Source organism: Fibrobacter sp. UWB3 (assembly GCF_002210405.1).
Lineage (GTDB): Bacteria > Fibrobacterota > Fibrobacteria > Fibrobacterales > Fibrobacteraceae > Fibrobacter.
Window position 1 is genome coordinate 83,254 of sequence record NZ_MWQJ01000009.1, and the last position, 25,255, is coordinate 108,508.

At 48.4% G+C, this 25,255-nt stretch carries 14 protein-coding genes and 1 pseudogene; 10 read left to right on the forward strand and 5 right to left on the reverse strand.

Annotation, left to right across the window (positions count from 1 at the left end; genetic code table 11):
- The first annotated feature begins 5 nt into the window (after positions 1-5).
- Positions 6-7,166: a hypothetical protein gene (locus B7991_RS10915; protein WP_141099871.1), complete on the forward strand. Its 7,161-nt coding sequence runs from the start codon at positions 6-8 to the stop codon at positions 7,164-7,166.
- Positions 7,167-7,246: 80 nt separating this feature from the next.
- Here the strand turns inward: B7991_RS10915 and gpmI are convergent, their stop codons facing one another.
- From gpmI to uvrB, 3 genes are all read right to left on the reverse strand, one after another.
- Positions 7,247-8,881 carry a 2,3-bisphosphoglycerate-independent phosphoglycerate mutase gene (gene gpmI / locus B7991_RS10920; RefSeq protein WP_085492200.1) on the reverse strand — a complete coding sequence of 545 codons (1,635 nt, stop codon included), beginning with the start codon at positions 8,879-8,881 and terminating at the stop codon, positions 7,247-7,249.
- A gap of 90 nt (positions 8,882-8,971) precedes the next feature.
- Positions 8,972-10,003: a hypothetical protein gene (locus tag B7991_RS10925; protein ID WP_088630846.1), complete on the reverse strand. Its 1,032-nt coding sequence runs from the start codon at positions 10,001-10,003 to the stop codon at positions 8,972-8,974.
- A 167-nt stretch (positions 10,004-10,170) separates the two neighbouring features.
- A complete protein-coding gene (uvrB, locus tag B7991_RS10930) occupies positions 10,171-12,459 on the reverse strand; it encodes an excinuclease ABC subunit UvrB (protein WP_235003053.1) in 2,289 nt (762 codons plus the stop codon).
- Between the two features lie 57 nt (positions 12,460-12,516).
- Here uvrB and B7991_RS10935 point away from each other — a divergent pair, with 57 nt between their 5' ends.
- Positions 12,517-12,783 carry a hypothetical protein gene (locus B7991_RS10935; protein ID WP_088630847.1) on the forward strand — a complete coding sequence of 89 codons (267 nt, stop codon included), beginning with the start codon at positions 12,517-12,519 and terminating at the stop codon, positions 12,781-12,783.
- 4 nt (positions 12,784-12,787) lie between these two features.
- Here the strand turns inward: B7991_RS10935 and atzF are convergent, their stop codons facing one another.
- Positions 12,788-14,545 (reverse strand): allophanate hydrolase, encoded by a 1,758-nt coding sequence (gene atzF, locus B7991_RS10940; RefSeq protein ID WP_088630848.1) that lies wholly within the window; start codon positions 14,543-14,545, stop codon positions 12,788-12,790.
- A gap of 11 nt (positions 14,546-14,556) precedes the next feature.
- Positions 14,557-15,555 (reverse strand): ROK family protein, encoded by a 999-nt coding sequence (locus tag B7991_RS10945; RefSeq protein ID WP_159462323.1) that lies wholly within the window; start codon positions 15,553-15,555, stop codon positions 14,557-14,559.
- 295 nt (positions 15,556-15,850) lie between these two features.
- Here B7991_RS10945 and B7991_RS10950 point away from each other — a divergent pair, with 295 nt between their 5' ends.
- From B7991_RS10950 to uca, 8 genes and pseudogenes are all read left to right on the forward strand, one after another.
- Positions 15,851-16,831, forward strand: coding sequence for an ABC transporter substrate-binding protein (locus tag B7991_RS10950; protein ID WP_088630916.1), 981 nt, complete (start codon positions 15,851-15,853; stop codon positions 16,829-16,831).
- A 24-nt stretch (positions 16,832-16,855) separates the two neighbouring features.
- Positions 16,856-17,761 (forward strand): annotated as a pseudogene (locus B7991_RS10955) (ABC transporter permease subunit); the annotation flags it as partial.
- Between the two features lie 145 nt (positions 17,762-17,906).
- A complete protein-coding gene (locus B7991_RS10960; RefSeq protein WP_088630851.1) occupies positions 17,907-18,755 on the forward strand; it encodes an ABC transporter ATP-binding protein in 849 nt (282 codons plus the stop codon).
- A 15-nt stretch (positions 18,756-18,770) separates the two neighbouring features.
- A complete protein-coding gene (locus B7991_RS10965) occupies positions 18,771-19,487 on the forward strand; it encodes an urea amidolyase associated protein UAAP1 (protein ID WP_088630852.1) in 717 nt (238 codons plus the stop codon).
- Between the two features lie 10 nt (positions 19,488-19,497).
- Positions 19,498-20,154, forward strand: a complete 657-nt coding sequence (locus B7991_RS10970; protein WP_073443147.1) for an urea amidolyase associated protein UAAP2 — start codon at positions 19,498-19,500, stop codon at positions 20,152-20,154.
- Positions 20,151-20,792, forward strand: coding sequence for a DUF1989 domain-containing protein (locus B7991_RS10975; protein ID WP_073443145.1), 642 nt, complete (start codon positions 20,151-20,153; stop codon positions 20,790-20,792). The genes B7991_RS10970 and B7991_RS10975 overlap by 4 nt, the downstream gene beginning before the upstream one ends.
- 14 nt (positions 20,793-20,806) lie before the next feature.
- On the forward strand, positions 20,807-21,637 hold the full coding sequence (locus B7991_RS10980; RefSeq protein ID WP_088630853.1) for an alpha/beta hydrolase: 831 nt from the start codon (positions 20,807-20,809) through the stop codon (positions 21,635-21,637).
- Between the two features lie 11 nt (positions 21,638-21,648).
- A complete protein-coding gene (gene uca / locus B7991_RS10985) occupies positions 21,649-25,239 on the forward strand; it encodes an urea carboxylase (protein ID WP_088630854.1) in 3,591 nt (1,196 codons plus the stop codon).
- The last annotated feature ends 16 nt before the right edge of the window (positions 25,240-25,255 follow it).

A 25,255-nucleotide genomic window follows, 5' to 3' on the forward strand; every position in this document is an offset into this window, starting at 1 on the left:
GTGATATGATGTGTGGTAAGAAGGGTGTATCCCTTATAACGGTTTTGATGTTTATGCTCGTTGCGACAATTGCTGCAACGGCTACGTTCAAATGGCTTAATTCCGAAGGTCATTCAAGTGCGGCCCGCATGATGCGTAATGAAGCGCGCCAGGCGGCGGTGGCGGGGATTACTGCCGCTCGTTCGTGGATGACGTATCACGGAAACGAGACGGGTGCCATTATTCGCCAGTTCAAGGGCAATGGCAATAAGCCTATCCACTTGAATAATGTGCTCGGCAATAATATCGAAAGTGCAAATCAAAATTTTGACGTGTGGCTTGTCGGTGCCGAAACGGAAAGCTCGCCGTATGTGGTGAAAATCCTTTCGACAGGTGAATCGAGGAATGGCTCCAAACATAGTGAAGTCGCGATTATGAAAATTTCGGGGCTTTACCAAGTCAAGGTTCCCGAGAAAAAAGTGAGTATTTCGTTTGACCGAGCGTTCTTTGGCAAGACCACGGGTATTACGGGCGATGACTCGCTGGAATCGGCTATTATCAATGGCGATTTTGGACATCAGAACAACGTTCCTGTAATTTCGAAACCGCTCCTGGTGACGGGTAATTTCTCGTTTCAGGGAACAACGAACATGGGAGGGGACCTGTATGTCGGTGGAAACTTTGAAAATAGGGGAGGGCTTTTTTTCGGAAATCTTGAAATGGACCCGCATTCCAACGATTACGCCAATTGCAAAACGCCTGATGCCGATACGCTTGTCGTCTATATCGGTGGCTCTATAACCACGTGCGAAGGTAACGTCATTGCAGTATGTGGCGACCTTTATGTAGGTGGAAGTGTGCCGGTGAATTGTGATATAAAGGTCGGGGGAAACTTTACCGTCAATGGGCACATGGAACGCGGTACTGGCGATATTTCAAAAGGTATTGGTGTAAAAAAGAACATGGTCTTTACGGATAATGCCAGTTGGACAAAGAACGAACTCAACTATTTTAACAGTACTGGTGGCGGAACAGTATCAACGTTTAAGGTTACAAATAATTTGGTTCTTCCGCCGACGATGGATGGTCGAAAAGATGAAAATGGTGGCTATGCGATTGACTTGACGGGTAAAGTCATGAGCTATACGACTGCCAATACTATTTTGAGGGAGCAGGGGAATAACAACAACCCGAAGAAATATGGTGTCTTTGTTGAAGGTACGACCGCTGAACAGGCAAAAGCGAGGGACCGTGGGAACAGACGCTATTTCTCGTTTAACGCGGCCAAAGGTATAGAAAATCGCAAGGTGTCTAGGTGGAGTGAATCAGACCCGCTATTGAGAAATATTGGCGATAATTATTGGAACAAGTTGAGAAAGATGTATGAATATCAAGGGCTTATTGGCTCTGATGGCGAAGTCCCTGTGCCGATTTTGTTGAATAATGAAGATACGTGGACGACAAAAACGCAAAATGCTTTTTGTCATTTGGGCACAACGTTTAACTTGAATAATGAAAATATCGAAAAGATAAACAAGTGCTATAAAGATGCGGGTGAAAATGAACTATATAATGGTTTCTTGATTTTGGAATGGCATTCCTCCGAAAAGGTGGACCCGACGATTGCTTTAGACGGAAAGTTTGTTTTTTACGCTCCTCAAAAATTGGCTAATGGCCATGAATTGATTTTGCCCTCGACAACTGATAATTCCGTGGTGTTGCTGTATTTGAAAGAAGGTTCAGGAATGCTTCGCGGTATGGAAGGTTTTAAACAGAACTTCTTTATTTATTCTAGAGGTGACATTGAAGAAATGAAGGAGTTGAAGCTCGAGGGCTGTGTCATTATGGACAACGGCTCTACTCTGCGAAAATACCAAGGCAAGAACCACTTGAAGTATAAGGCGGAAGTTGTTCAGGCTGTGCAGGCTGCAGGGCTCATTATCGGTAACGAAGAATTTGAAAGGCTTGCGAATAAGTCCAGTGGCGCTACTTCGACATCGGGAAGTTCTGATGTGAGCGATACGGTGTATGTCTCTGTGGCATCTCAGTTGAAGATTACGATGGAATCTGAATATAAAAACAATGAATCGTACGGGAATGGTGATGAAAACGTAAAACCGTCTATTCTTATTTTGCCGCGAATCATCTATTTGCCCAAAGATGCTAAAGGTCGCCTTTCGGACTATTACAATGTGGTGAACTTGAATGGCGCCAATGAACGCAAGAATCCGAACAATGTCACGTGTAGCCCGATGGGACTCCCGGCGGTCGAAAAATTCAAGCTGTACGCTTCGGTTCTCCCGCAAGATGTCTATAGTTGCCAATACACAAGTAACAACTATGAAAAAATGGGATTTTATGTTGTCGTTAGCGGCTCTTCTGGTGATGAACCTGTTGTGAAGTTTGAAAAGAAATCGATTGAAATTACTAAGGGTGGTACAGTCCATGTAAATCTGAAGGCTTCGAAAGCGAAGCCTGCGACTGTTGATGTTTTCCAATCGAAGGCTCCTGATGAATGGGTGGTTACTGGTGGAACGTTAAAGAAAGAGAATACCGATGGTTCCAAGGTTTACTCAATGCCCTTCAATGGCGATAAACTGGCTTTTGATGTAACGATGAAAGAAACGGCGTCGGGAACGGGCTCTGTTTATTTCCAGTTGGTTGATCCTTGTGAAAACTGCGTCATCAATGCGGATTCCAATTCTACGACTGTGACGGCTGAAGGTTCGTTTACGCTTATCCGTAAAGATGTCCGTGAATATTGCGAACTGGCTGAGCATAAGGACGATGAATCTTGCAAGCAGGGCGGAGACTTGTACAAGAAAATTCAGACTCCGGAATGCGGATCTTTGACAAAAGAAGGTACGCAGTGGGTCACCGCTGATGGCGTTGGCTGTAAGATGGATGAGCTCAATAACAAGTGGTTCTGCAGTATTTATATCACGACTCCTGTAGTCTTGAAAAAAGCGGATAACTTTAATGACAACTTCTGCGAAGTCGTGATTCCGCCGAATACGAGCATTTCTTCTGCCAAGAGCGAAACGGAATACCTCTATGCGTCTGTACAGCGCCGTACGTATAATTTGCACATTGAATTTAAAGGTGCCGAGGAATCTAGCGATGTGATTGAAGTGTATAACAAGGCGAAGGATTCGGATGAATATGTCAAGAAGTACACTTGTAAAAATGGCGAAATTTGCGATTACCCGATTTATGCCGGTTATTATTATCAGCTAAGGGCGATTGCGAAGGGCTCTGACCGCTTCTCTCGTTTCACTTCGGAACCGAGCGTTGCTGCCGCCCAGGATTCCTTGCTGACGATTCTTGCATCGAGTGATTATTCTGTTGTGGCGTATTTCAATGACCGTGATGAACACTGCTTCTACGAAGATTTTGCGCCGGATGCAAACAACAAGGGCTTTGTTGCTTTCTGTAGTGAAAGTGAGGATTTCCCGCGCTGCATTGATGTGTGCTATACCAACCCTCAGCCGGGTATGTCTTGCAAAATTTCGGAATCCATGCACTGGGTGGGGGCTGATGCGGCTTCGAATCCGGACTGGGTGATGGTTTACGATAACAGAAATGCCACTTCGAATTGCCAATGGGATTATTCCTCTTGCCATTGCTCTTCGGATGACAATGCGTGCCGCCTGCAATGCAGAAAGCGCGTATGCACGACAACTAAATCGGGCGAACGCTTGGTCCCTTCGATTTCGAACAATTACATCACCGCCAATGCAGCAGCTGAAACGTCTTCGGATGTGCCGAACGGTTCTCAGAGCGTGATTCTCAATACTAAAGATAACGGTAGCAACGGTACGCTTACCTCTATTTTCTCGACGGAGATTATTGATGTGAATACGACTGTGAAAAACATGGCTAACTCGGGATTTATCTTTAGGGCGAATGAGGACGCTTCGGAATACTATTCCTTGAGCGTTTACGGAAAGCATGCGGGCGGTGCATACTCGCCGTATGTCTATGTGATGCTTTGCTATGTGAATGGGCAGACGGCTTCTGATGATGCCTGTGTTGAAAAATTCCTCTCCACGACGGATTGGGATGTCTCGGAATCGGGTGGCTTTACCAACCTCTCAAAGATTGGCCTTGTGATGAATATTCAGGGCAATATCGTTTCGGTGAATTTGCAGTTGAACGGCAATTCAGCAAATGCTTCTTCATCGGGATACTCGTTTGATTTGAATGAATTGTTTGGATCGAACCTTCTGTTGAATGATATCCACCATGGTCATGCCGGTTTCAAGCTTTCGAATAAGGACTTTAAGCTTTACGATATTTCGTGGTCGAGTACGGCTTATGGCGATAATGCTTGCTGGGACCGCCCGAGACTTGTCTGCTCGTTTAAGACAAATTACCTCGGTGGAATTGTTCCGCAAGATGAAAATGTGAAACCTTGGGTCGGCTTCAGTTCATTTACGATGAACAAGTACAAAAAATGCCACGTCAAGTATTATTACAATGGCTGTGACAACGCTGTCACCTCGATGCCGTCTCCGACAAACCCGCTTTATAACTGGGAAAAACTGTATCAGCTCTATGCTTGTGCGGGCGGAGAACGACTCGGCATGTATTGGGATAAGGGCACCGAGGTGAACGATCCTTATTACCGCTTTAAAACCGAAGGCAAGCATGGCTATTATTTTGAAGACCCGGAATCGAGTTGGGGTGGCTTTGCCATGGATGCTAAGGTGGCGCTAGAGTGCCCGCCCGATGTCAAAGTGAATGTCGCTTCTTCGTTGCTCCAGACGCAATCTTGCGGCGAGTTCTACGTTGGCGATATTTTGATGTGCTCGAAAAACTTTGATTTCCTGAATAGCGAAGAACCTGTATTCTGCACGGATAGCTGTAGTTTTGAGGTCTCTGGCAACGAGGGCGTGAATGTCCGTAAATCCAAACTTTTGGTGGGGCTTAACAACCCCAATAGCCATAACTTGCGCATCTCCTTTACGGATAAGAATAAAATCCAGTCTTCGTTCTATACAACCGCTATGGATGGAACTTTGTCTATAGATGTGAACTCCATTTCTAACGAGGATGGCTTTGACCCGCAGCATGTCATGAGTGTAAATGTAAAGGTGGTTGACGGAAGTTCTATCGAAATCAACCAGCTGAAGAGCAGTTGCCCGAATTCGCTGAGCATTGGATCTTGCAAGGTGCAGTACGACAATAAGCATTGGGAAATTACTGCGGATGTGAAAAATGCAGATCGTTGCTCCGTTGAAAAGCCTCTCGTATCTGACGCGGAAGCTGTCGGGCCGGCCGAAGGTTGCCCCAAGACGTTCCGTTTCAAGGAAGAAGGGCTGTATTCTAAAGAAGATGTGCTGAGTTATGAATTTACGGTCAAGGCTTACAAAGGTTCTGGCGCCGATGAAGAAATGGAAACGCTGAAGTGCGATCCGTACAAAATCATACCGATTGAAGTGGGTTGCGATATTGCCGAAAGTAAGAAAACGGTCAAGCAGGGCGCTGGTGTTCCGTCTTTGAATCTTTCATTTACCAATTGTCCCGAAGATGGCTGTGATTACACTATCAGTTTTGAAGGGAGTGTCATTGCTCGCGGGAATACGCAAAAAGAGGGCGACAAGACGGAAACGTACACCTTTACCGATTTGAATACGCCGTTAAATATGTTGAATGCAAAAGAGTATTCGTTTACCGTTGTTGCGGGTGGTAAAGAAAACCGTGATTGCAAATTTACGGTAGAAGAAACGGCTAGCAAGGCGAAAGCCTCATGTGATTTTAATCCGGATACCAAGATGTTTACAGCCAAGGTGGATATTCTCCAGGGGCTTACATGGTCGGGTGAAATTGATTTGCTGGATTATAACGGTAACCGCTATAGGACGGTCCAGTCGTTTGTTGATGAAACGTCCTCTGAAATCAGTGTGGATTTGTCTGCGGTTCCGTTCTCGAATGGTCAAAATACAATCTCGCTTACTTTGAATGGTGGCGCTACAGGGAACGGTAGATGCCTTGTGACTTATATGCAATCTACGCCGCAAAGTGAACTTGAATTGACCTGCCCCTCGATTGTCTCGGTGAATGGCTATGATAAGACTTTTGAAATGACGCCGACGGTTACGGGGTGCGAAAATGGTGGCTGCTCGTGGAGTGTCTCTGGCGGGGCTTCTGTTTCTCCGGCAAGTAATTATACATCGGGAACCCTTACGGTAACGGAATCTTATGTGAGCAGCAGTAAGGAATACACGTTTACCTTAAGCCATGAAGGTCTTGATAGCAAGACTTGCGATGTGACTGTTGAAAGGGCGTCTCAGTTTGAACTGGATTGTGAAATTGCCAAGCAGACGGATGTCGAGCCTGGAGAAACGATTACGATTCAGCCGCATTCCGTGACAGGGTGCAATTCGGATTGCTCGTACAGTGTCGAAATGCAGAATTCGACATCTGGCGCGGATTACATCAGCGTTGTGAATGGTACGGGATCCAATTATGATGGTGGCGCTATTTCGTTTAAGGGCGCTAGCTCTGGCGGCACAAAGCAATATCGTTTGACGGTGACGGATGCCATGAATTCCTCGAAGTCATGCTTGTTCGAAGTCGGCTATGCAAATTCTGGATGCCGCTCGGTAGTGCGTAAAATGCCTTTCAGCAACAGTAATATTAGCATAAGTGATAGATTTGTTGCTGGTTGCAATGAAATTAAAACGGTTAAGCAATGTAGCAAGGCTCAAATCCAGTCTCAGGCATGTTCTTGCTCGGATGGCTTGTCGCATACGTTTACGATTAACGGAAAGACGCTTGATTGTGGCGTGTACTTCGATGATGTCATTCCGGCACGTTCTACTGTAACTTTGGATGTTCCTGAAAACTGCACGATTAATGGCAATATCTACCTTTCGGAATGTTATTATGACCCGAATTATGTAGGTGTTGGTACAAAGCTAACTGGGAACTTCCAAAGCTTTGAACCAGGTTCAAATAGTGTGTATGTGGCTGCTTTTGATAACGGAAATCGGTTGAACTGCTCTGTTTCTCAAACGGCATCATATGCAAGAACCGTGGCATCGGTAAATGGTTGTAATATCACGATTAATGGAAACAATGATCGAAGCTATAGCAACTGTGAGCTTGAAGGCAATGCTGATTACACGCTCATTGTTAAGGATGATGCTCCGAGCGATTTGAAATGTGGTATTAGTTGGTAAGTTAGCGAATAGAACAATGCAAAAAAGGAACCCCAAAGGGTTCCTTTTTTAATGGTTCGCGGCGCTTGTCCGCAAGCTCATTACTTGATAATCAACATGGAATCGTCCCAAGCTTCGTGCTTTTCGAGGCCGAGGAGGTTGGCCGTCGTTGCTGCGATGTTGGAAAGACCCCAGTCGCCTTCCTTGAGGCCGAGCTTGCCGCCAGTGACGTTATCGTAAAGGATGCACGGCACCTTGTTGAGCGTGTGGCTCGTCTTGGCCTTGAAGGAACCATCCTTGTTGACCTTCGGCATGCCGGTCTTCTTGTCGATTTCGTACATTTCGTCGGCGTTACCGTGGTCAGCCGTGATGATTGCAACACCACCGAGGGCGTCAATCACCGGGAGCAAACGGGCGAGGCCGATATCCACAGCTTCGATAGCCATCGTAGCAGCGCGGAAGGAACCGGTGTGGCCCACCATGTCGCCGTTCGGGAAGTTGCAGCGGAGAGTCTGGTACTTGCCGCTCTTCAAAGCTTCGATCATGGCGTCGGTGATTTCGGCAGCCTTCATCCACGGGCGCTGTTCGAACGGAACAACGTCAGATTCGATTTCGAGGTAGGTTTCGCCGTCGAACTTGCTGGAACGGTTACCATTCCAGAAGTAAGTGACGTGGCCGTACTTCTGTGTTTCGGAGCAAGCGAACTGCTTGACGCCCGTTTCGGAAAGCCATTCGCCGCTGGTTTCCTTGATTGCCGGAGGCGGAACGAGGAAGCGGTTCGGGAGCTTGAGGTCGCCGTCGTACTGGAGCATGCCAGCGTAGCAGACGTGCGGGAAGCGCTTGCGGTCAAATTCGTTGAAGGATTCTTCTTCGAAGGCGCGCGTGATTTCGATAGCGCGGTCGCCACGGAAGTTGAAGAACACCACGGAGTCGCCATCGTTGATGGTGCCAACCGGAGCGCCGTCCTTAGCGATCACGAACGGCGGGAGGTCCTGGTCAATAGCCTTGGTTTCGCCACGGAGGGTTTCGATAGCCTGCGTAGCGTTGTCGAAGTAGCGGCCTTCGCCGAGCACGTGGGTCTTCCAGCCGAGTTCCACCATCTTCCAGTTAGCGTTGTAACGGTCCATGGTGATCTGCATACGGCCACCGCCGCTAGCAATGCAGACGTCGAATTCCGGAGAGCGGAGTTCGTCGAGGAACTTTTCGAACGGGCCAACGTAATCGAGAGCGGAAGTTTCCGGAACGTCACGACCGTCGAGGAGGATGTGAACGCGAACCTTCTTGACGCCTTCCTTCTTGGCCTGGGCAACCATGGCCTTGAGGTGAGCGATATTGGAGTGAACGTTACCGTCGCTGAAGAGGCCGATGAAGTGAAGAACCGTGTTCTTTTCACGAACGTTGCCGGAGATTTCCTTCCAAGCGTCGCGGCCGAAGATGTCGCCGCTGTTGATGGCGTCTGCAACGAGGGCTGCACCCTGGTTGTAAACCTGGCCAGCACCGATAGCGTTGTGGCCAACTTCGGAGTTACCCATGTCTTCGTTGGTCGGCATACCGACGGCGCGACCGTGGGCCTTCAAGAGGACGTTCGGGTACATCTTGAAGAGGTTGTCGAGAGTCGGGGTGCGGGCGGCCTTGATGGCGTTGCCTTCGACCTTATCGGTGATACCAAAACCGTCCATCACGATCGTGACAACGGGTCCCTTGATGCCAGGGAAGTTGGAAAGTTTCTTGAGCATATTTACTCCATTTAAATGTTACGGAGGCAAATTTAGAAAAAAAAGACCTCCACAGGGGAGGTCCTTTTAAAGAGTTTCTGTTTTAGAAGACTACTTAGCTCTGTAAATGAGCAACGTGAAGGTTACATCGTTGCCATCCGGGCTCGGCGTGTCATTGACGATGAACGCATAGAAGCCTGCTGCAGAACCCGTGTTAGACTTGTAAACATTCGGGTTGATAGCGACAAAGAACACGTCGCTTTCGTACAGAATGTCCGGATAGGTTTCTACGAGGGTAGATTCCACATACTGGAAGTCATCCGTTGTCGGGTTTGTCGGGTACCAGTCACGCATCCAGTCGTTCTTCTTTTCAGCGTCGTTTTGGTTGTCGTACTTGGTGAACAAGAGGCCAGTTGTACTGGAGACAGAAACCTTGCCTGCGGCGATTCTGTTGAAGCAGATGTCACCCGTGGGGCTGCTAGAAGCAATGCCTGTTGCAATGTCCAAGCACTTATCGGTCTTTGTGCTGACCTTAACAGAGACGGTGTCGAGGGCGCCGCCCGGAATCTTCGGAGCGCTGGAAGAAGAGCTTTCCGGTTCCTTGCAGAATTCTTCGCTACGTGTGAACGGAATGGTGTAGTTGGATACCGACTTCAAGATTCCATCGGAAGCGGTTGCCGTAATCATGAGAGAGAAATTGCCGCATTCCGTGTAGCCTTCAGTGAGGTTCGAGTAGAGGTCAGCTTCCTGGAAGTTGATTGCTGTCACGCGATTGGCGTTGAAATCAATCGGGTTACCGAAGGTGTAGTTGCCGGTCGGAACATTCTGGCTGTTGACAATAGTGACCTGGAGATCGGTGAAGCGAACCAAGCTAGGATCATCAATAGCGGTAGAGTCAAACAAGTCGAGGGTGATGTCACCCTTGAACTTAACCTTGTTGGAAACGACGCTTGCCGCCATGTTTGCAAAATGAATGGATGTTTGCGGTGTCGGCTCTGGCGGAACATAAGCGCTAGAAGGTGTCGGGTTTTCTGGCTTTGTCGAAAAATCGCTGCCCTCATCGCCTCCGCAGGCGACAAAACTTAAAGCTCCAATAGCGAGAGCGGAAGTGAAAATAAGAGGTGTGACGAACTTTGAATTCATTTTAATACCCTTTCTATGTAATCTTAAAGTGAAAATAAACAAAATTTGGGCAAAAAGCACCAAGTATTTAACTTTTTATAATAATACAAAAATAAAATTACATGGCGTAATAAGCGCGGTATAGAGTGTGACGAATATTATAATAAATCTGTAAACAAAATTATACACTAAGCGTCGAGAGAGCGTATAATATCGCGGATTCGGGCGGCTTCTTCGAAGTCGAGGCGGGCTGCCGCTTCTTTCATTTGACGTTCCAGGTCGGCGAGCTTGGACTGGACTTTACTGGATCCTTCGCGTTGCTCAGGATGACGGTTACCGGCGGCTGCCTTCTTGGAGGCTGTCTTCCTGAAGCGTGAAGGCTGCAACGGTTTCATCGGACGTATGCCCGGGGTGAAGTCTTCGCTGGAATTGTTACTGGAATCGTAACTGGATCCTTCGCTTTGCTCAGGATGACGCTCGTCCACTTCTTCGTTGATGCCCAGCGGGTCGATGATTCGCAGGTCTTCTTCAATCTTGCGGGTCACGGACTTTGGCGTGATTCCGTGTTCCTTGTTGAATTCTTCCTGGAGACCGCGGCGGCGGTTCGTCTCGTCGATAGCCTTTTGCAGACTTTCAGTCATATTGTCTGCGAACAGAAGCACTGTGCCGTTCACGTTGCGGCTTGCACGGCCCATCGTTTGAATGAGGCTTCTGTAGTTGCGGAGGAACCCTTCCTTGTCGGCGTCGAGAATCGCGACCATGCTCACTTCGGGGAGGTCGAGGCCTTCGCGCAGGAGGTTGATGCCCACGAGCACGTCGTATTCGCCGCTACGCAGTCCGCGGATGAGCTCGTGGCGTTCGAGCGTCTTGATGTCGCTATGGAGGTACTTCGCGCGGACGCCTGCTTCGATGAAAAATTCCGTGAGGTCCTGTGCCATCTTCTTGGTGAGCGTCGTGACGAGCACGCGGTCGCCGTTTTTGACGACTTCTTCGATGCGGTACAGGAGCACGTCCATTTGGCCCTGGATCGGGAACAGTTCGATTTTCGGGTCCAAAAGCCCGGTCGGACGGTTGATCTGTTCCGTGACAACGCCGTTCGTCTTTTTGAGTTCGTAGTCACCGGGGGTGGCGCTCACAAAAAGCACTTGCTTCGGGTACATGTACTCGAATTCGGCGAAGTTCATCGGGCGGTTGTCGAGAGCGCAGGGGAGGCGGAAACCGTATTGCACGAGCGTGGTCTTGCGGGACTTGTCGCCTTCGGCCATACCGCCCACTTGCGGGATGCTCACGTGCGATTCGTCAATCATCAAAAGCCAGTCATCGCCAAAGTAGTCGATGAGTGTGAATGGGCGTGTGCCCGGAGCACGGTCTTCGATGATGCGCGAGTAGTTTTCGATGCCGTTGCACATGCCGGTTTCTCGGAGCATTTCCATATCGTAGCGGGTGCGGCTCGAAAGGCGAGCTGATTCAAGAACTTTGCCTTCTTTGTCGAGTTCGGCAAGTCGGTCGGTGAGTTCCATCTGGATGCGCTGCAACATACCCGCGCGGTTTTCTTCTTTGGTGACAAAGTGCTTCGCGGGGGCGATGGTGAGTTCTTCGACTTCCTTGATAACTTCGCCCGTGACGATGTTAAAGCGGTAAAGGCGGTCGACTTCGTCACCGAAAAGTTCGATGCGTAGTCCATCTTCGTCGTAGCTCGGGTGGACTTCGATCACGTCACCGCGGACGCGGAATGTGCCGCGGTCGAGGCTAAAGTCGTTGCGTGAATACTGGATGTGGACAAGGTCACGCAGAATCTTGTCGCGGTCGTAAATGTCGCCCTTCTTGATACGGACCATCAAGTCGAAGTATTCGCTAGGGCTGCCGAGGCCGTAAATGCAGCTCACGGAAGCGACGATGATGACGTCGCGGCGGGTGAGGAGATTGGCTGTGGCGCGCAGGCGGAGCTTGTCGATTTCGTCGTTGATGCTTGCGTCTTTTTCAATGAACGTGTCCGTGTGCGGGATGTAAGCTTCGGGCTGGAAGTAATCGTAATAGCTGACGAAGTATTCCACCGCGTTGTTCGGGAAGAACGACTTGAATTCTTGATAGAGCTGGGCGGCGAGTGTCTTGTTATGCGTGAGGATGAGCGTCGGCTTTCCGACATTCTTGATGACATTGGCCATCGTGAACGTCTTGCCGGAACCGGTCACGCCGAGAAGCGTCTGGAACTGTTCGCCGTTCTTGAAACCCTCGGTCAATTCTTCAATGGCTTTGGGCTGGTCACCTGCGGCGCCGTAAGGACTTACGAGGTCGAAATCCGCACGCGTGGGCGCCTGGAACTGCTTGAGTTTTCCGGGCAAGCTCTTGGAAGGCGGTAGCGGTTTCGCTATCGGTTTTGCATACGGATCAGGAGTAATAGTCTTACGTGCGCGAGCCATGATATCAGACGAAAAATAGTAAGTAAAATTGAGGTTGTCATCCTGAGCGAAGGGCATAGCCCGAAGTCGAAGGATCCAGTGAAGTCTTGCTTCGAAATTTCTATATTTCGGTTCATGCTTTGCAATCGAATTCTTGGTACGACTCATCACGGCACTTACAAGAAGGTCGTTGACGTTCCTCTTTTGCGCGAGGAACTGACGGCGCGTTCAATCCGCTGCATCGCACGCGATGGCGTCGAAATTGAAATCGATGTATACGAAGACTTGCAAGAAGGCGATATTTTGGCGGAGACGGACTTTAACGTGTACGCCGTAAAAATCTACGTGCCCAAGAAAAAGCCCGCCGAAGCACCTGCGCCGAAGTTCAAGAGCTATTTGTAGAAATCTAAAGAGAATTTCTGTATTTTCTCCAATCTCCGTATTCCGAGATGTCTTTCGCCTTGCCCGCTCGGTACAGTTCGAGGACGGAACTGTCGGCTACGAATCCCGAAATAAATCTTCCGTCAATGGTTTTTACTTTCCCTATCGAGAGCGGTGCAGGAACTCGCTTGACGAACTTGCCAAAATCTTCTGCAGAAAGTCCGTAGATTTCAATGTAGAAGCTTTTGCCTTCGCCATTGGATGCTGCAATAAGGGTTGGCTTTGGAATCGGGCCGTTCAAGGCGAGCATCTTGTACTCGGGTGCAGTTTCGGTGGCTTCGATGAAAACGGCGCGGGAAAGTTCTTCGTGAAGAGGACATCCTTTGAGGTGCGCTCCGCAAACGGCCAACGGAATTTTTGAGGCGAGATAACCTTCTACTTTCTTAGCGGCGTCGAGCAGTTTGTAGTCGTCGAATGCTTTGCCGACAAGGGTGACGCCAAATGGGAGACTTGGTGCGTTCCCGCTTTCGTTGTCGGCGTCTTCGGAGGGAATTGCCAATGCGGAATAATCCAGCAAATTCATGTAGTTGGTGTAGTACCCTAAATTCGAGTTCAGCTCGATAGGATTCTTTTCGACATCGGCGGTCTTGTAAATTGTCCCTGCGGTGGGCGTGAGCAAAAAGTCTACGGATGAAATAAGCTTGTCTGCAATTTTCTTGTAGGCTTGCAGCGAGTGGAACCCTTCGAAAACTTCAGAAGGGTGCGGGGTACGCTTGGGCGTGATAATTGATTTTGTGACCGGATGAATTTCGTCCGAGTGTTCTTCGATGAATTTCCCTACGGCGTTGTAGCGCTCGAATACCCACGGGCCTTCGTAAAGGAGCTTCGCTGCCTTGAGGAATGGTTCGAATGGAATAATGACCTTGGTGCCGCCTGCATTTTCGAATGCTTGTACAGTCTTTTCGAAAGCTTTGCGGTAACCTTCGTTTCCAAAAAATTCCAATTTGTCCGGAACACCGAAAGTCCATTTTTCAGGGAGGCGTGCGCGATTGGCTTCGGCGTGAACCCAAGGTGCTTCGCGGGAATATGGGTCTTCGCTATCTTCGCCTTGTGCAATGTTCAATACTGTTTGAGCGTCTTTTGTGTCGAGTGCAAAAATGCTTACGCAATCAAGGCTTCGGCAGGCCGGAATGACTCCGCTTGTGCTGAGCAAGCCTCGAGTCGGCTTTACGCCAACCAGTTTGTTGAAGGCGGCGGGAACGCGCCCAGAGCCTGCGGTATCTGTACCGAGAGAAAAACTGCATAATCCGTAAGCGAGCGCTGCGGCAGAACCGCTGCTGCTTCCGCCAGAGATGTATTCGGGTGCGAACTTGTTCGGGATGGAACCGTAAGGACTGCGTACGCCGACAAGCCCTGTAGCGAACTGGTCCATGTTCGTTTTACCAAGCGGTATGGCGCCTGCTGCGATGAGGCGGTTTACGACGAACGAAGATTTTTGCGGCTTGTAAGCGTAAGCGGGGCAGGCTGAGGTGCTTTCTAGACCTTCGAAATCAATGTTGTCCTTGATGGCGAAAGGGATGCCGAATAAAGGCTTGTCCGCAGGAATGGTTTTGCAGTTTTCGAGCGGTTCCAAGTATTTTTCGAGAGATTCTCGAGAAAGTCGGCTGATCCAAATCTGCGATGGCGCTTTGTCCATTTCTTTAAGGATGTTCTCGATGACCGTGCGCGGAGTTGTTGTTCCGTTACGGTAAGCGTTTAGCAGAGTTGAAATTCTAAGTTCCATAAAACCTCCTTTTAGGATTCCAGTAGGCGATCCATTGCAAGGCTGTAGAGTCCTGCGAAATATTCGTTTTCGGTATTGGGCTTGATGATGATTCGTGGCAACTGCAAACGATTCAAATGTTTCCGCAGATGTTGAAGGATGGCTTGTTCGCTTATTTCGTTGGCGAGTCCGCCGGTAATGACAATCTGCGCGGGGTCCAAAAATACGGTGGCGGCGACAACCAGTTGGTTGACAATGGGAGAAGCGTATTCAATGTCGCTGAATGCGGCGTTTTGACTGTTCTTGTTGAAATTGAACGGGTAGTACGAAAGTTCTCCAGCCAAATTTGAAGTCCCTCGCAAAATTTTACCATCGACGATAAAGCCTCCGGCAGGCGTGTTTCCCTTGGGGAAGAACAGCAGGGCGACATTCTTCTCGTCGCTGTTTGCTTTGGAGTAGCCTAGCGCAATCGTGTTCATGTCGTTTTCTACGATGGTCGGAATTTTGACGGCCTCTTCGATTCTTTCGGCGAGGTTGATTCCGCGAAGTTCCTTGATATCGCAGAATTCAATTATTCCGTTGTTGACGCAACCTTGCACTCCGATGACGAGGACGCCTATGCCTGATTCCTTTTTCAAGATTTTTCGGATGTTTGCAATGATGACTTCTGCTGACAGATTCTTTTCCCTAAAGGCTCCGTTTTGCTTGATGTTCCCGGCGGTATCTTGAACGCGGTAACGCAAGAATTTTCCTTCGTGGTCGGCGTGGGCGAATAGGCAAAGGGTTTTCCCTTTTTCGTGGTTGTACTGGTAGGCCATTGCGGGGCGGCCACCGCTAGAAATTCTTTGTTCGTCTTCGGCGATTTCGCCGGATACTATTAATTCGTTTAAAATGGTGCCGCATGTGACAACGCTCAATCCAGTTTCTTGAGCGAGCTCAGCCTTGGTTGCGGAGCCCAAAGTAAATAGTGCCTTTTTTATGGCTTGCTTGTTATGTTGCTTTAAATCGGCTGTCGTGTTAGTTTGTTTCATGGTTAAAAATATAATGACGGTTTGGTACTTTTGTAAAGACATTAAAAAAGTTTTTTTGAAAAATTTTTTGAATAGGTTAAAAATTTGTTTATTTGCATAAAAATGGGGTTTTACATTCTGTGAAATACCCCTATACTTTTTAAAAGTCTTTTACAAAGTGTGGTGCTACAGAACTGTTACAAAAACCATAAGTTCCTGAAAAATGGCGATTTTGATGAAAAAACGGCAGTTTGAAAGTTTTGGCACACCGTTTGCTATTGGTGTTGTGAAAAGAAATCCAAAAAGTGAGGAAAACATGAATTTGAAAAAGATTCTTCTGACATGCATTGCCGTTGCTGCCGCTTCTGTATATGCTCAAAAGCCTGTGCTGAAAATCGCCTACAGTGATTGGCCGGGTTGGACGGCTTGGGAAATTGCCGACAAGAAAGGTTTCTTTAAAAAGCATGATGCCAATGTTAAACTGGAATGGTTTGATTATGGCCCGTCTATGGACGCGTTTGCTGCTAAGCAGGTCGATGCCGTTGGTGTGGCTAATGGCGATGCGATGATGATGAACGCTACGGGCGCCCGTAACTCGATTATCTTGATTAACGATTACAGTAATGGTAACGACAAGATTATTGGTGCTCCGGGAATCAACTCTGTTAAGGATCTCAAGGGCAAAAAAGTCGGTGTCGAAATTGGGTGCCTTTCTCATGCGCTTTTGATTAATGCGTTGACGAAAAATGGACTCAAGGAATCTGATATTACTTTAGTCAACATGCCGACGCATCAAGCCGTGCAGACTCTTGAAAGTGGCGAAGTTTCCGCTGTTGTTGCCTGGGTTCCGCATTCTGTAAATGCTCTCGAAGTCGTTAAAGGATCTAAAGAGATTTATACCAGCGCAAATGAACCCGGAATCATCTACGATGTCCTCGCAGTCTCTCAGGAATCGCTGATGAAAAACAAGGCTGAATGGCAGAAGGTTGTTGCCGCTTGGTACGATGTCATTGACTTCTTGAACGACCCGAAAAATAAGGATGAAGCGGTCAAGATCCTTGCGGCCCGAGTAGGTATTTCTGAAAAGAAATATGCCACATTTATGGGCGGAACTCGATTCTTAACGGCAGAAGAAGCGTCCGCACGATTCAAGAAGGGTAGTGGCTACAGCTCCATTTATGGCTCCAGCAAAAATGTCGACGCCTTCTTTGTCAAGAACAAGGTCTACGACAAAAGCGTGAATGTCGACCGCTATATCATCCCTTCGTTTACGGAAACCTTCCTCAAGACGAAATAACGAACCTTTAAAAGTGGAATAATCATGGTAAACCCGATTGGAATTCAAAAGCATGTTGGGAAAAAGTGGACGACTGTGCTGACTGTGCTCTCGTTCATCATTCCCCTTGCCATCTGGAGCGTGGTGAGTTACGTCCCCTTTGTATACCACCCGCTCGTCAAGGTCGTCGATGCCGGCGGAAGCATGTTTTGCCAACCGGGTGACGAAATTGAACGCAGTAACTTTGAAGAAGAGAACCGGAATCTCCTTGAGGCTAATGAAAGGCCCATGACGGGAATCCGCGTGAACCCCGCTTACCTTCCGGCACCGCACAAGGTCGCAAAAGCACTTATCACGGCTTTTATGACCGAGCCGAAGCGCGATGGTGATGTCTGGTTTTACGAAAGTATTCTGCATTCAATCAAGATTGTGTTCCTTGCGTTTTTGCTTTCGAGCTTGATTGGCGTACCTCTAGGTGTTGCGTGTGGCGCTGTCCCGTTCTTTGAAAAGCTGACAGGTCCGTTTATCGAATTTTTCCGGTATTTCCCGGCGCCTGTGTTTGGAGCTTTGGCGGTTGCCATCCTCGGCATCAATGATGCTCCTAAGATTGCGATTATCATCATCGGTACATTCTTTCAGCAAGTTCCGATGCTGTGCGCCACGACACGTCGCGTAGATTCGACTCTCATCGAAGCGGCCCGTACTTTGGGAACATCGCCGATGCGTATTATGTTCAAGGTTGTATTGCCCGATATCGCTCCGAAGATGTACAAGGATATGCGCATTCTTTTGGGTTGGGCTTGGACTTACCTCATTGTCGCAGAAGTGGTGGGAACAAGTTCTGGCATTACCTGGTTTATCAATCAGCAGGCGAAGTACCGTAACTTTGACAATGTCTATGCCGCCATCATTATCTTGGGCGTCATTGGTCTTGGTTGCGATATGATCCTCAACTTCCTCGGCCGAGATTTCTTTGCCTGGGAAGGTGGCCGTGTGGGTGTCAGCTCCAAGATCAAGAGAGAAATTCTTGCTCCAAAGGATAATGTTTTCACGTTCTGCCTCACACCTGAAGAAAAGGCGCTCAAGGAGAAGTATCATGGAAGGCCGTAAGGATTGTTTCGAAGATTACATTTTGGAAGCCTGCCATATTGTCAAGGATTTCGAAAAGACTTCTGGAAAAGGGATGCATCGTGTTTTGGATGATATTTCTTTTGGCGTGCGTCGTCGCGAGTTCCTTTCGATCATTGGCCCTTCTGGTTGTGGAAAGTCAACGCTTATCCGCATTGCGGCAGGGCTCGAAACAGCAACTCGTGGAGAGTTCAGGCTTGATGGAAAGATTGTTCGTGGTACTGGTGCCGAAAGAGGAATGGTCTTTCAGAAGTATTCGCTTTTCCCGTGGCTTTCCGTAAAGAAGAATGTCATGTTCGGGCTGGAATCTACAGGGCACGATAGCGATGATGCCGAAGAGATTGCTGCACAGTGGCTTGAAATTGTTGGACTTGAAAAGTATGGCGAATATTTCCCGAAGCAACTTTCTGGCGGTATGCAGCAGCGAGTTGCCATTGCAAGAGCTTTGGCCCCGCAGCCGCGCGTTCTCTTGATGGACGAACCGTTCGGAGCGCTTGATGCACAGACGAGAGCGCAGATGCAAAAGTATCTGCTTGAAGTTTGGAAGAATATCGATATCACCATCATTTTCGTGACGCACGATCTTGATGAAGCCGTATTCCTTTCGGACCGCATTTTGACTTTGCAAGCTAATCCCGGAAAGGTCAAGGAATTGGTCGAAGTCAACATTCCTCGCCCGAGAAACAAGGAAACCCTTACTTTGCCTGAGTTCGTCGAAACACGCAAATACATCGAAGAACTCATTCGCCCGCCCAAGGTAAACGAAATCGCTGAAGAAGAATTCAACATCGTGAACATGGTCGGGAAACAACTTTAAAAAACAGGAGCTAATATGTCTGAATCTAAAGTCCTTTGCAAACAAGTGATTGCCGGTGGCTGGAACTACTCTCGAATCGTCAAGTGCGGCCAGAAAATCCGACTCACTGACATTGAAGGTGGTGCAAATGCCTCTTTGATGTGCTATAACGCTCACAATTTTACGGAACGCTTTAACTTGGGCGATACCCTGAAAATCCAGCACATTTGCAGAATTGCAAAGAACTGCTGCCTTTATGGCGACATGGGCCGTATCTTGCTGAGCGTTGTCGAAGATACTGTGGGCTGGCACGATCCGCTTTGCGGCTGTACGCATGCCTCGCTGATCAAGGAACGCTTTGGCGAAAAGGATTATCAGAGCGCCCACAACGATTTTTACCGCAATGGTTACGACTCTTTGCTTGTTGAAATTGGCAAGCACGGCATGACCAAGAGAGACTTTACGGAACTCGTCAACTTTTTCAGCAAGGTCGTGGTGACTTCTGACGGAAAAATGACTTTTGTAGAGAATAACTCTAAGCCGGGTGACTATGTGGAACTGCGTGCCGAGATGGATACTTTGATCGTTATCGATACGGGTATGCATCCGCTGAATCCGAGCAAGGAATACTTGCGTAAGCCTGTGAAGGTTGAACTTATCACTTGCGATATCGCCGGTGCCGAAGATCCTTGCTTTACCTGGTGCCCGGAAAACGGTCGCGGCTTTATCAACACGGCAAACTACAACTTGTAAGAGGTCTATCATGTTTACGAAGTATTTGGAAAGTACGCTCAAGGAAGAAGACGCTTGTTATGTTGAAGATGTGGCTGCCGGAAAGGGGTGGTTGCATTTGATTAAGAAAGGTCAGATTTTCCGCATTTTGGACCTTAAAGGGAACCAGGCTGTTGATACGCTGTTCATCAATGCGAACGACCCGTCGGAACGCTACAGTGTTCAGCAGACGGTGCAAAGACAAGCGAACTGCTTGGTCGGTGTTGGCACGAAGCTTTATTCCAACGATGATAACGCTATGCTTACGGTTGTTGCGGATACTTGTGGCGACCACGATACGCTTGGGAGTGCCTGCTCTTGCGAAAGTAATACTTGCCGTTATTCGCTCGACAAGCGTTATATGCATGCCTGCCGTGAATCGTTTTTGAAGGTGTTGCTCGAAACACCGAATCTGGATAAGCGCGATCAGGTGAACAACTTGAACTTTTTCATGTATGTTCCGTTTGACGAAAAGGGAAACCTCAACTTTGCTGATGGTATTTCTTCGCCGGGAAAGTATGTGGAAATGCGTGCCGAAATGGATGTGCTCGCGGTTGTGAGCAACTGCCCGCAGCTGAACAACCCCTGCAACGCTTACGATCCGACGCCGGTAAGGATGATTATTTGGGATTCAAAGGAGTCCGTATGAATTCGAAGCTTCTTGAAAGCCCGCGTTGCGTAGAAGATGCGGTATCGGATGTGACCGTCCTTGCCGGGGACGGTTACATGCTGCCCCTCAAAAAGGGACAGATCCTCCGCTTGGTTGACGTAGAAGGCAATCAGTCTGGCGATGTGCAGATTTATAACGCGAATGACCCGACAGAACGCTACAATGCGAACAACACCATTACGGCTCAGGCGAATACGATGATTGAGCTTGGTACGGTTATCCGTAGCAACTGCGGAAACGCTATGCTTACAGTGATTGCGGATACTTGCGGAGAACACGATACGCTTGGAAGCGGATGCTCTGCGGAAGGTAATGTTGTGCGTTATACGAATAAGACTCGTTATATGCACAGCTGTCGTGATACTTTTGTGCGTACGCTTGAAAACTATGGCTTGAGCAAGCGCGATCAGACTTGCAACTTGAACTTTTTCACGAAGGTCATCTTGGATGACAAGGGACGCCTTGAATTTGCCGATGGTATTTCGGGCCCCGGAAAATACATTGAACTTCGCGCCGATATGGATGTTCTGTTCTTGCTTTCGGATTGCTCGCAGTTGAACAATCCTTGTAACGATTACAATCCGACTCCAATTCGACTTTTGGTTTTTGACAAATAATTTGGGATACCGCTATGGACAACTACGTTTATCGAAACTTCACTAGGGAATCGCTTGGTAAAGCCTACGACAACACCAGTGCTGTTAAGAATAGTTCTGAAATTTTGGAAGGCTTCAATGCTCGTAGCGCAGAAATTTCAAAGCAGTTCCAGGATACCATGAATTTGCATTATGGCATGGATTCTAGGGAACGTATCGATTACTTTAGTTGTGGTAAGAAAGATGCTCCGCTTTTTATCTTTATTCATGGCGGGTATTGGCAAATGCGCTGCAAGGATACTTTCCGCTTTTTAGCGAAGGGGCCTATTGCTCAAGGATTCGATGTGGCTAGTGTCGGATACCCGCTTGCTCCGAGCGCAAGTATTGGTGAGATTGTTGCCAGTATCCGTAATGCCCTCTATTTTTTGCGCTGTCATAGTGATGTCCTTGGCTTTGACAATTCTCGTATTTATGTGTCGGGCTGGTCGGCTGGGGCTCATCTTGCCGTAAGCGTACTTGATGAACCCGGCGTATGCGGGGCGCTTGCCATCAGCGGTATTTATGACTTGAAACCTATTTCGCAATGCTTTTTGAACGATAAACTTCAGCTTACCGAGAATGAGATTCTCTTGTACAGTCCGCTCCGTAGGCCGTTTGTCAAAAAGCCGATTGCCGTAGTTGTTGGTGCAAATGAACTTCCGGAACTTCGTAGGCAAAGTGCCGAATTTGCGATGCACCGCGCCGAAGAAGATATTCCTGGTTCGTTCAATTTGCTTTCGAACCATAACCATTTTACGATCCTCGAGGAACTTGAAAATCCCGAAGGATCCCTGACGCAACTTCTTGTACAATTGATTAAATACTAAAGGAGATAGCCATGTTCAACAAAGTGCTTGTAGCAAACCGTGGCGAAATCGCTTGTCGCATTATTCGTACCCTGAAAGAGATGGGAGTAAAATCTGTTGCCGTTTATTCTGATCCGGATGAAACCGCAGCTCATGTATTGATGGCTGATGAAGCTGTTCGTATTGGCCCTGCTCCTGCCAAGGACAGTTACCTCAATGTCCCGGCCATTTTGGAAGCCATTAAGTCGACTGGTGCCGAAGCGGTCCACCCTGGTTACGGTTTCTTGAGCGAAAACGCAGATTTTGCAAAGACTCTAGAAGATAATGGAATTGCTTTTATCGGGCCGACTCCGAAGCACCTCATTGAATTTGGCCTGAAACACCGTAGCAAGGAACTTGCACAGGAATTTGATGTTCCGCTTGTTCCCGGTTCAGGTCTTTTGGAAAGCTTGGATGATGCTATTGCGCATTCCAAGGAAATCGGCTATCCGGTAATGCTCAAGAGTACCGCAGGCGGTGGTGGTATTGGCATGAGCATTTGCCACAGCGAAAAGGAACTCGTTGAAAGCTTTGACCGCATCAAGAGACTGAGTGAAAACAACTTCAAGAATGCGGGCCTCTTTGTCGAAAAGTATGTAGAACGTGGTCGTCATGTCGAAGTACAGGTCTTTGGCGATGGCGAAGGGAATGCTGTTGTGCTTGGTGAACGTGATTGCTCTGTGCAACGCCGTAACCAGAAGGTCATTGAAGAAACGCCTGCGCCTTGCTTGCCCGAAAAGACTCGCGAAGCGCTGCATGAGGCTGCTTTGCGACTTGCGCAGGGTGTTGCTTACCGTTCTGCCGGTACGGTCGAATTTATATACGACGCACCGAGCGACCGATTCTATTTCCTCGAAGTCAATACGCGTTTGCAAGTTGAACACGGTGTCACCGAAACGGTTTATGATGTTGATTTGGTGCGCTGGATGATTGAACTTGCGGCTGGAAATCGTCCCTTTGAAATTGGCGCAAAGTTTGTGCCGCATGGGCATGCCATGGAATTCCGCGTTTACGCCGAAGATCCGGGAAAGAATTTCCGCCCGAGCAGTGGTCTTTTGACGGAAGTAAACTTCCCGGAAGGCATCCGCGTTGATACATGGGTTTCTCGTGGCACGGAGGTCAGCGCATTTTACGATCCGCTTTTGGCAAAGGTCATTGTCGCGGGCAGTGACCGTGAAGATAATATCGAAAAGGCAAAGAAGGCTCTCGCCGAAGTCAAACTTTATGGCTTTGAAACGAACATCAAGCTTTTGCGCGATGTGCTTGAAATGCCGGATTTTGTATCGGGAAAGGTTTCGACTTGGATCTTGAACGATTACAAATATCGTGACAGGATTTTTGAAGTTCTCGCTCCGGGCTTGCAGACGACAATTCAGGATTATCCGGGTCGCTTAAAGTATTGGGATGTGGGCATTCCTCCTAGCGGTCCTATGGATAATTACAGCTTTAGGCTTGCGAACAAGATTGTCGGTAATGCCGAAAATGCGGCGGGAATCGAAATGACTCATTCGGGATGTACGCTTGCGTTCCATACGGATGCCGTGATTGCATTTACGGGTGGTGATTTCCCGGCGACTGTAAACAATATGCCGTGCCTGAAGAATACGCCTGTCGAAGTTCACGATGGGGATGTTCTCAAGTTCGGAGTTTCTAAGGCTGGACAACGCTGCTATTTGGCGATTCGCGGTGGTATTGATGTTCCGGATTATTTGGGTAGCAAGTCGACATTTACATTGGGCGGCTTTGGCGGCCACGGTGGACGCGCATTGACCGCAGGAGATATTCTCCACATCGGAAACGATGCTTCTGGTGAAACGGTTATTCCGGCGGCAACGGCGCTTCCGTCGATTGGGACCGAATGGGAAATTGGTGTGATGTATGGCCCGCATGGCGCTCCGGATTACTTGACTGCCGAAGATATTCAAGAATTCTTTGCAGCAACGTGGGAAGTGCATTACAACTCTTCTAGAACGGGTATTCGCTTGATCGGTCCGCAGCCCAAGTGGGCAAGACCCGATGGCGGTGAAGCGGGACTCCATCCCTCGAATTTGCACGATAATGCGTATGCCGTAGGAACTGTGGACTTTACGGGTGATATGCCGATTATCTTGGGCGTTGATGGCCCGAGTCTTGGTGGTTTTGCTTGCCCGGTGACGATTGTTTCTGCAGAACTATGGAAAATGGGACAGTTGCGCAGTGGCGACAAGGTCCGTTTTATTCCGCTTTCTGTAGAAGATGCTGAAAAGATCCGAATTGCACGCGAAGAAATGCTTGCTACTCCAGATAAGGTATCGAAACCGGTTCCGGCGCTAGTCCCAGCTCCTGTAACATCTCCGATTATTTCGGAATACAACACTGATTCTGAAATGGAACATATTGTTGTTCGTGCCGATGGCGATGATAACGTGCTTGTCGAATTTGGCCCGGCGATTATCGATTTGCGTCTCCGCTTTACGGCTCACGCATGGATGCTCGCTGTTAAGGAACGTTTTGCGGATGTCCTCATTGATGTTACTCCGGGTATTCGCTCTATACAAATTCACTACGATATCAAGAAGATTCGCCAGAAAGATGTTTTGGAACGCCTCTGGGATTTGGCAGAACACCTGAGAAAGAACAAGCTGACGAAGGTCCCGACAAGAACCATTTATCTCCCGCTTTCGTGGGATGACCCGCAGACTCGTGTTGCCATCGAAAAGTATGTGACGACGGTTAGACCGGGCGCTCCTTGGTGCTGCCCCAACAATATTGAATTCATTCGCCGAGTCAATGGCCTTGATTCCATTGATGATGTCAAGCGGATTGTGTTTGATGCTGACTATCTCGTGATGGGTCTTGGGGATGTTTACCTTGGCGCTCCTGTGGCAACTCCGCTCGATCCGAGACATCGTCTGGTTACGACCAAGTACAACCCGGCTCGTACATGGACGCCTGAAAATGCGGTGGGCATTGGTGGCGCTTACATGTGCGTTTATGGAATGGAAGGCCCGGGCGGTTATCAATTTGTCGGCCGTACGGTGCAAATGTGGAACCGCTTTAAAAAGACGAGTGATTTCCCGTTGCCGTATCTGTTGCGGTTCTTCGACCAAATTCGCTATTACGAAGTGAATGCGGATACGCTTTTGCAAATGCGAAAGGACTTTATCGCAGGCAAATTCCATGTCACTGTAGAGAACAGTTCCTTCGATATCGAGGAATACGAAAAGTTCTTGAAGGACAATGCGACATCTATTTCTGCATTCGAAGAAAAGCGAACCAAGGCTTTCGAAGAAGAAAAGGAACGCTGGATTGCAAATGGCCAGTTCACATTTGAAAGTCACAGCGCAGAGTCTGCTCCTGAAGCCGAAATTACGCTAGCCGAAGGAGAAGATGGCGTTTACAGCCCTGTTGCTGGCTCTCTTTGGAAGCTGATTGTCGCAAAGCCAGGAACATCGGTAAAGGAAGGTGATACTCTCGCCATCATAGAAAGTATGAAGACAGAAATTCCTGTGATTGCAACATGCGGAGGCTTTGTGTCGCAGATCTTTGTGAAGGAATCCTCTGAAGTTAGAGCTGGGCAGTGCCTAGCATCCGTGAAATCATAAAAACAAACTCCTAATT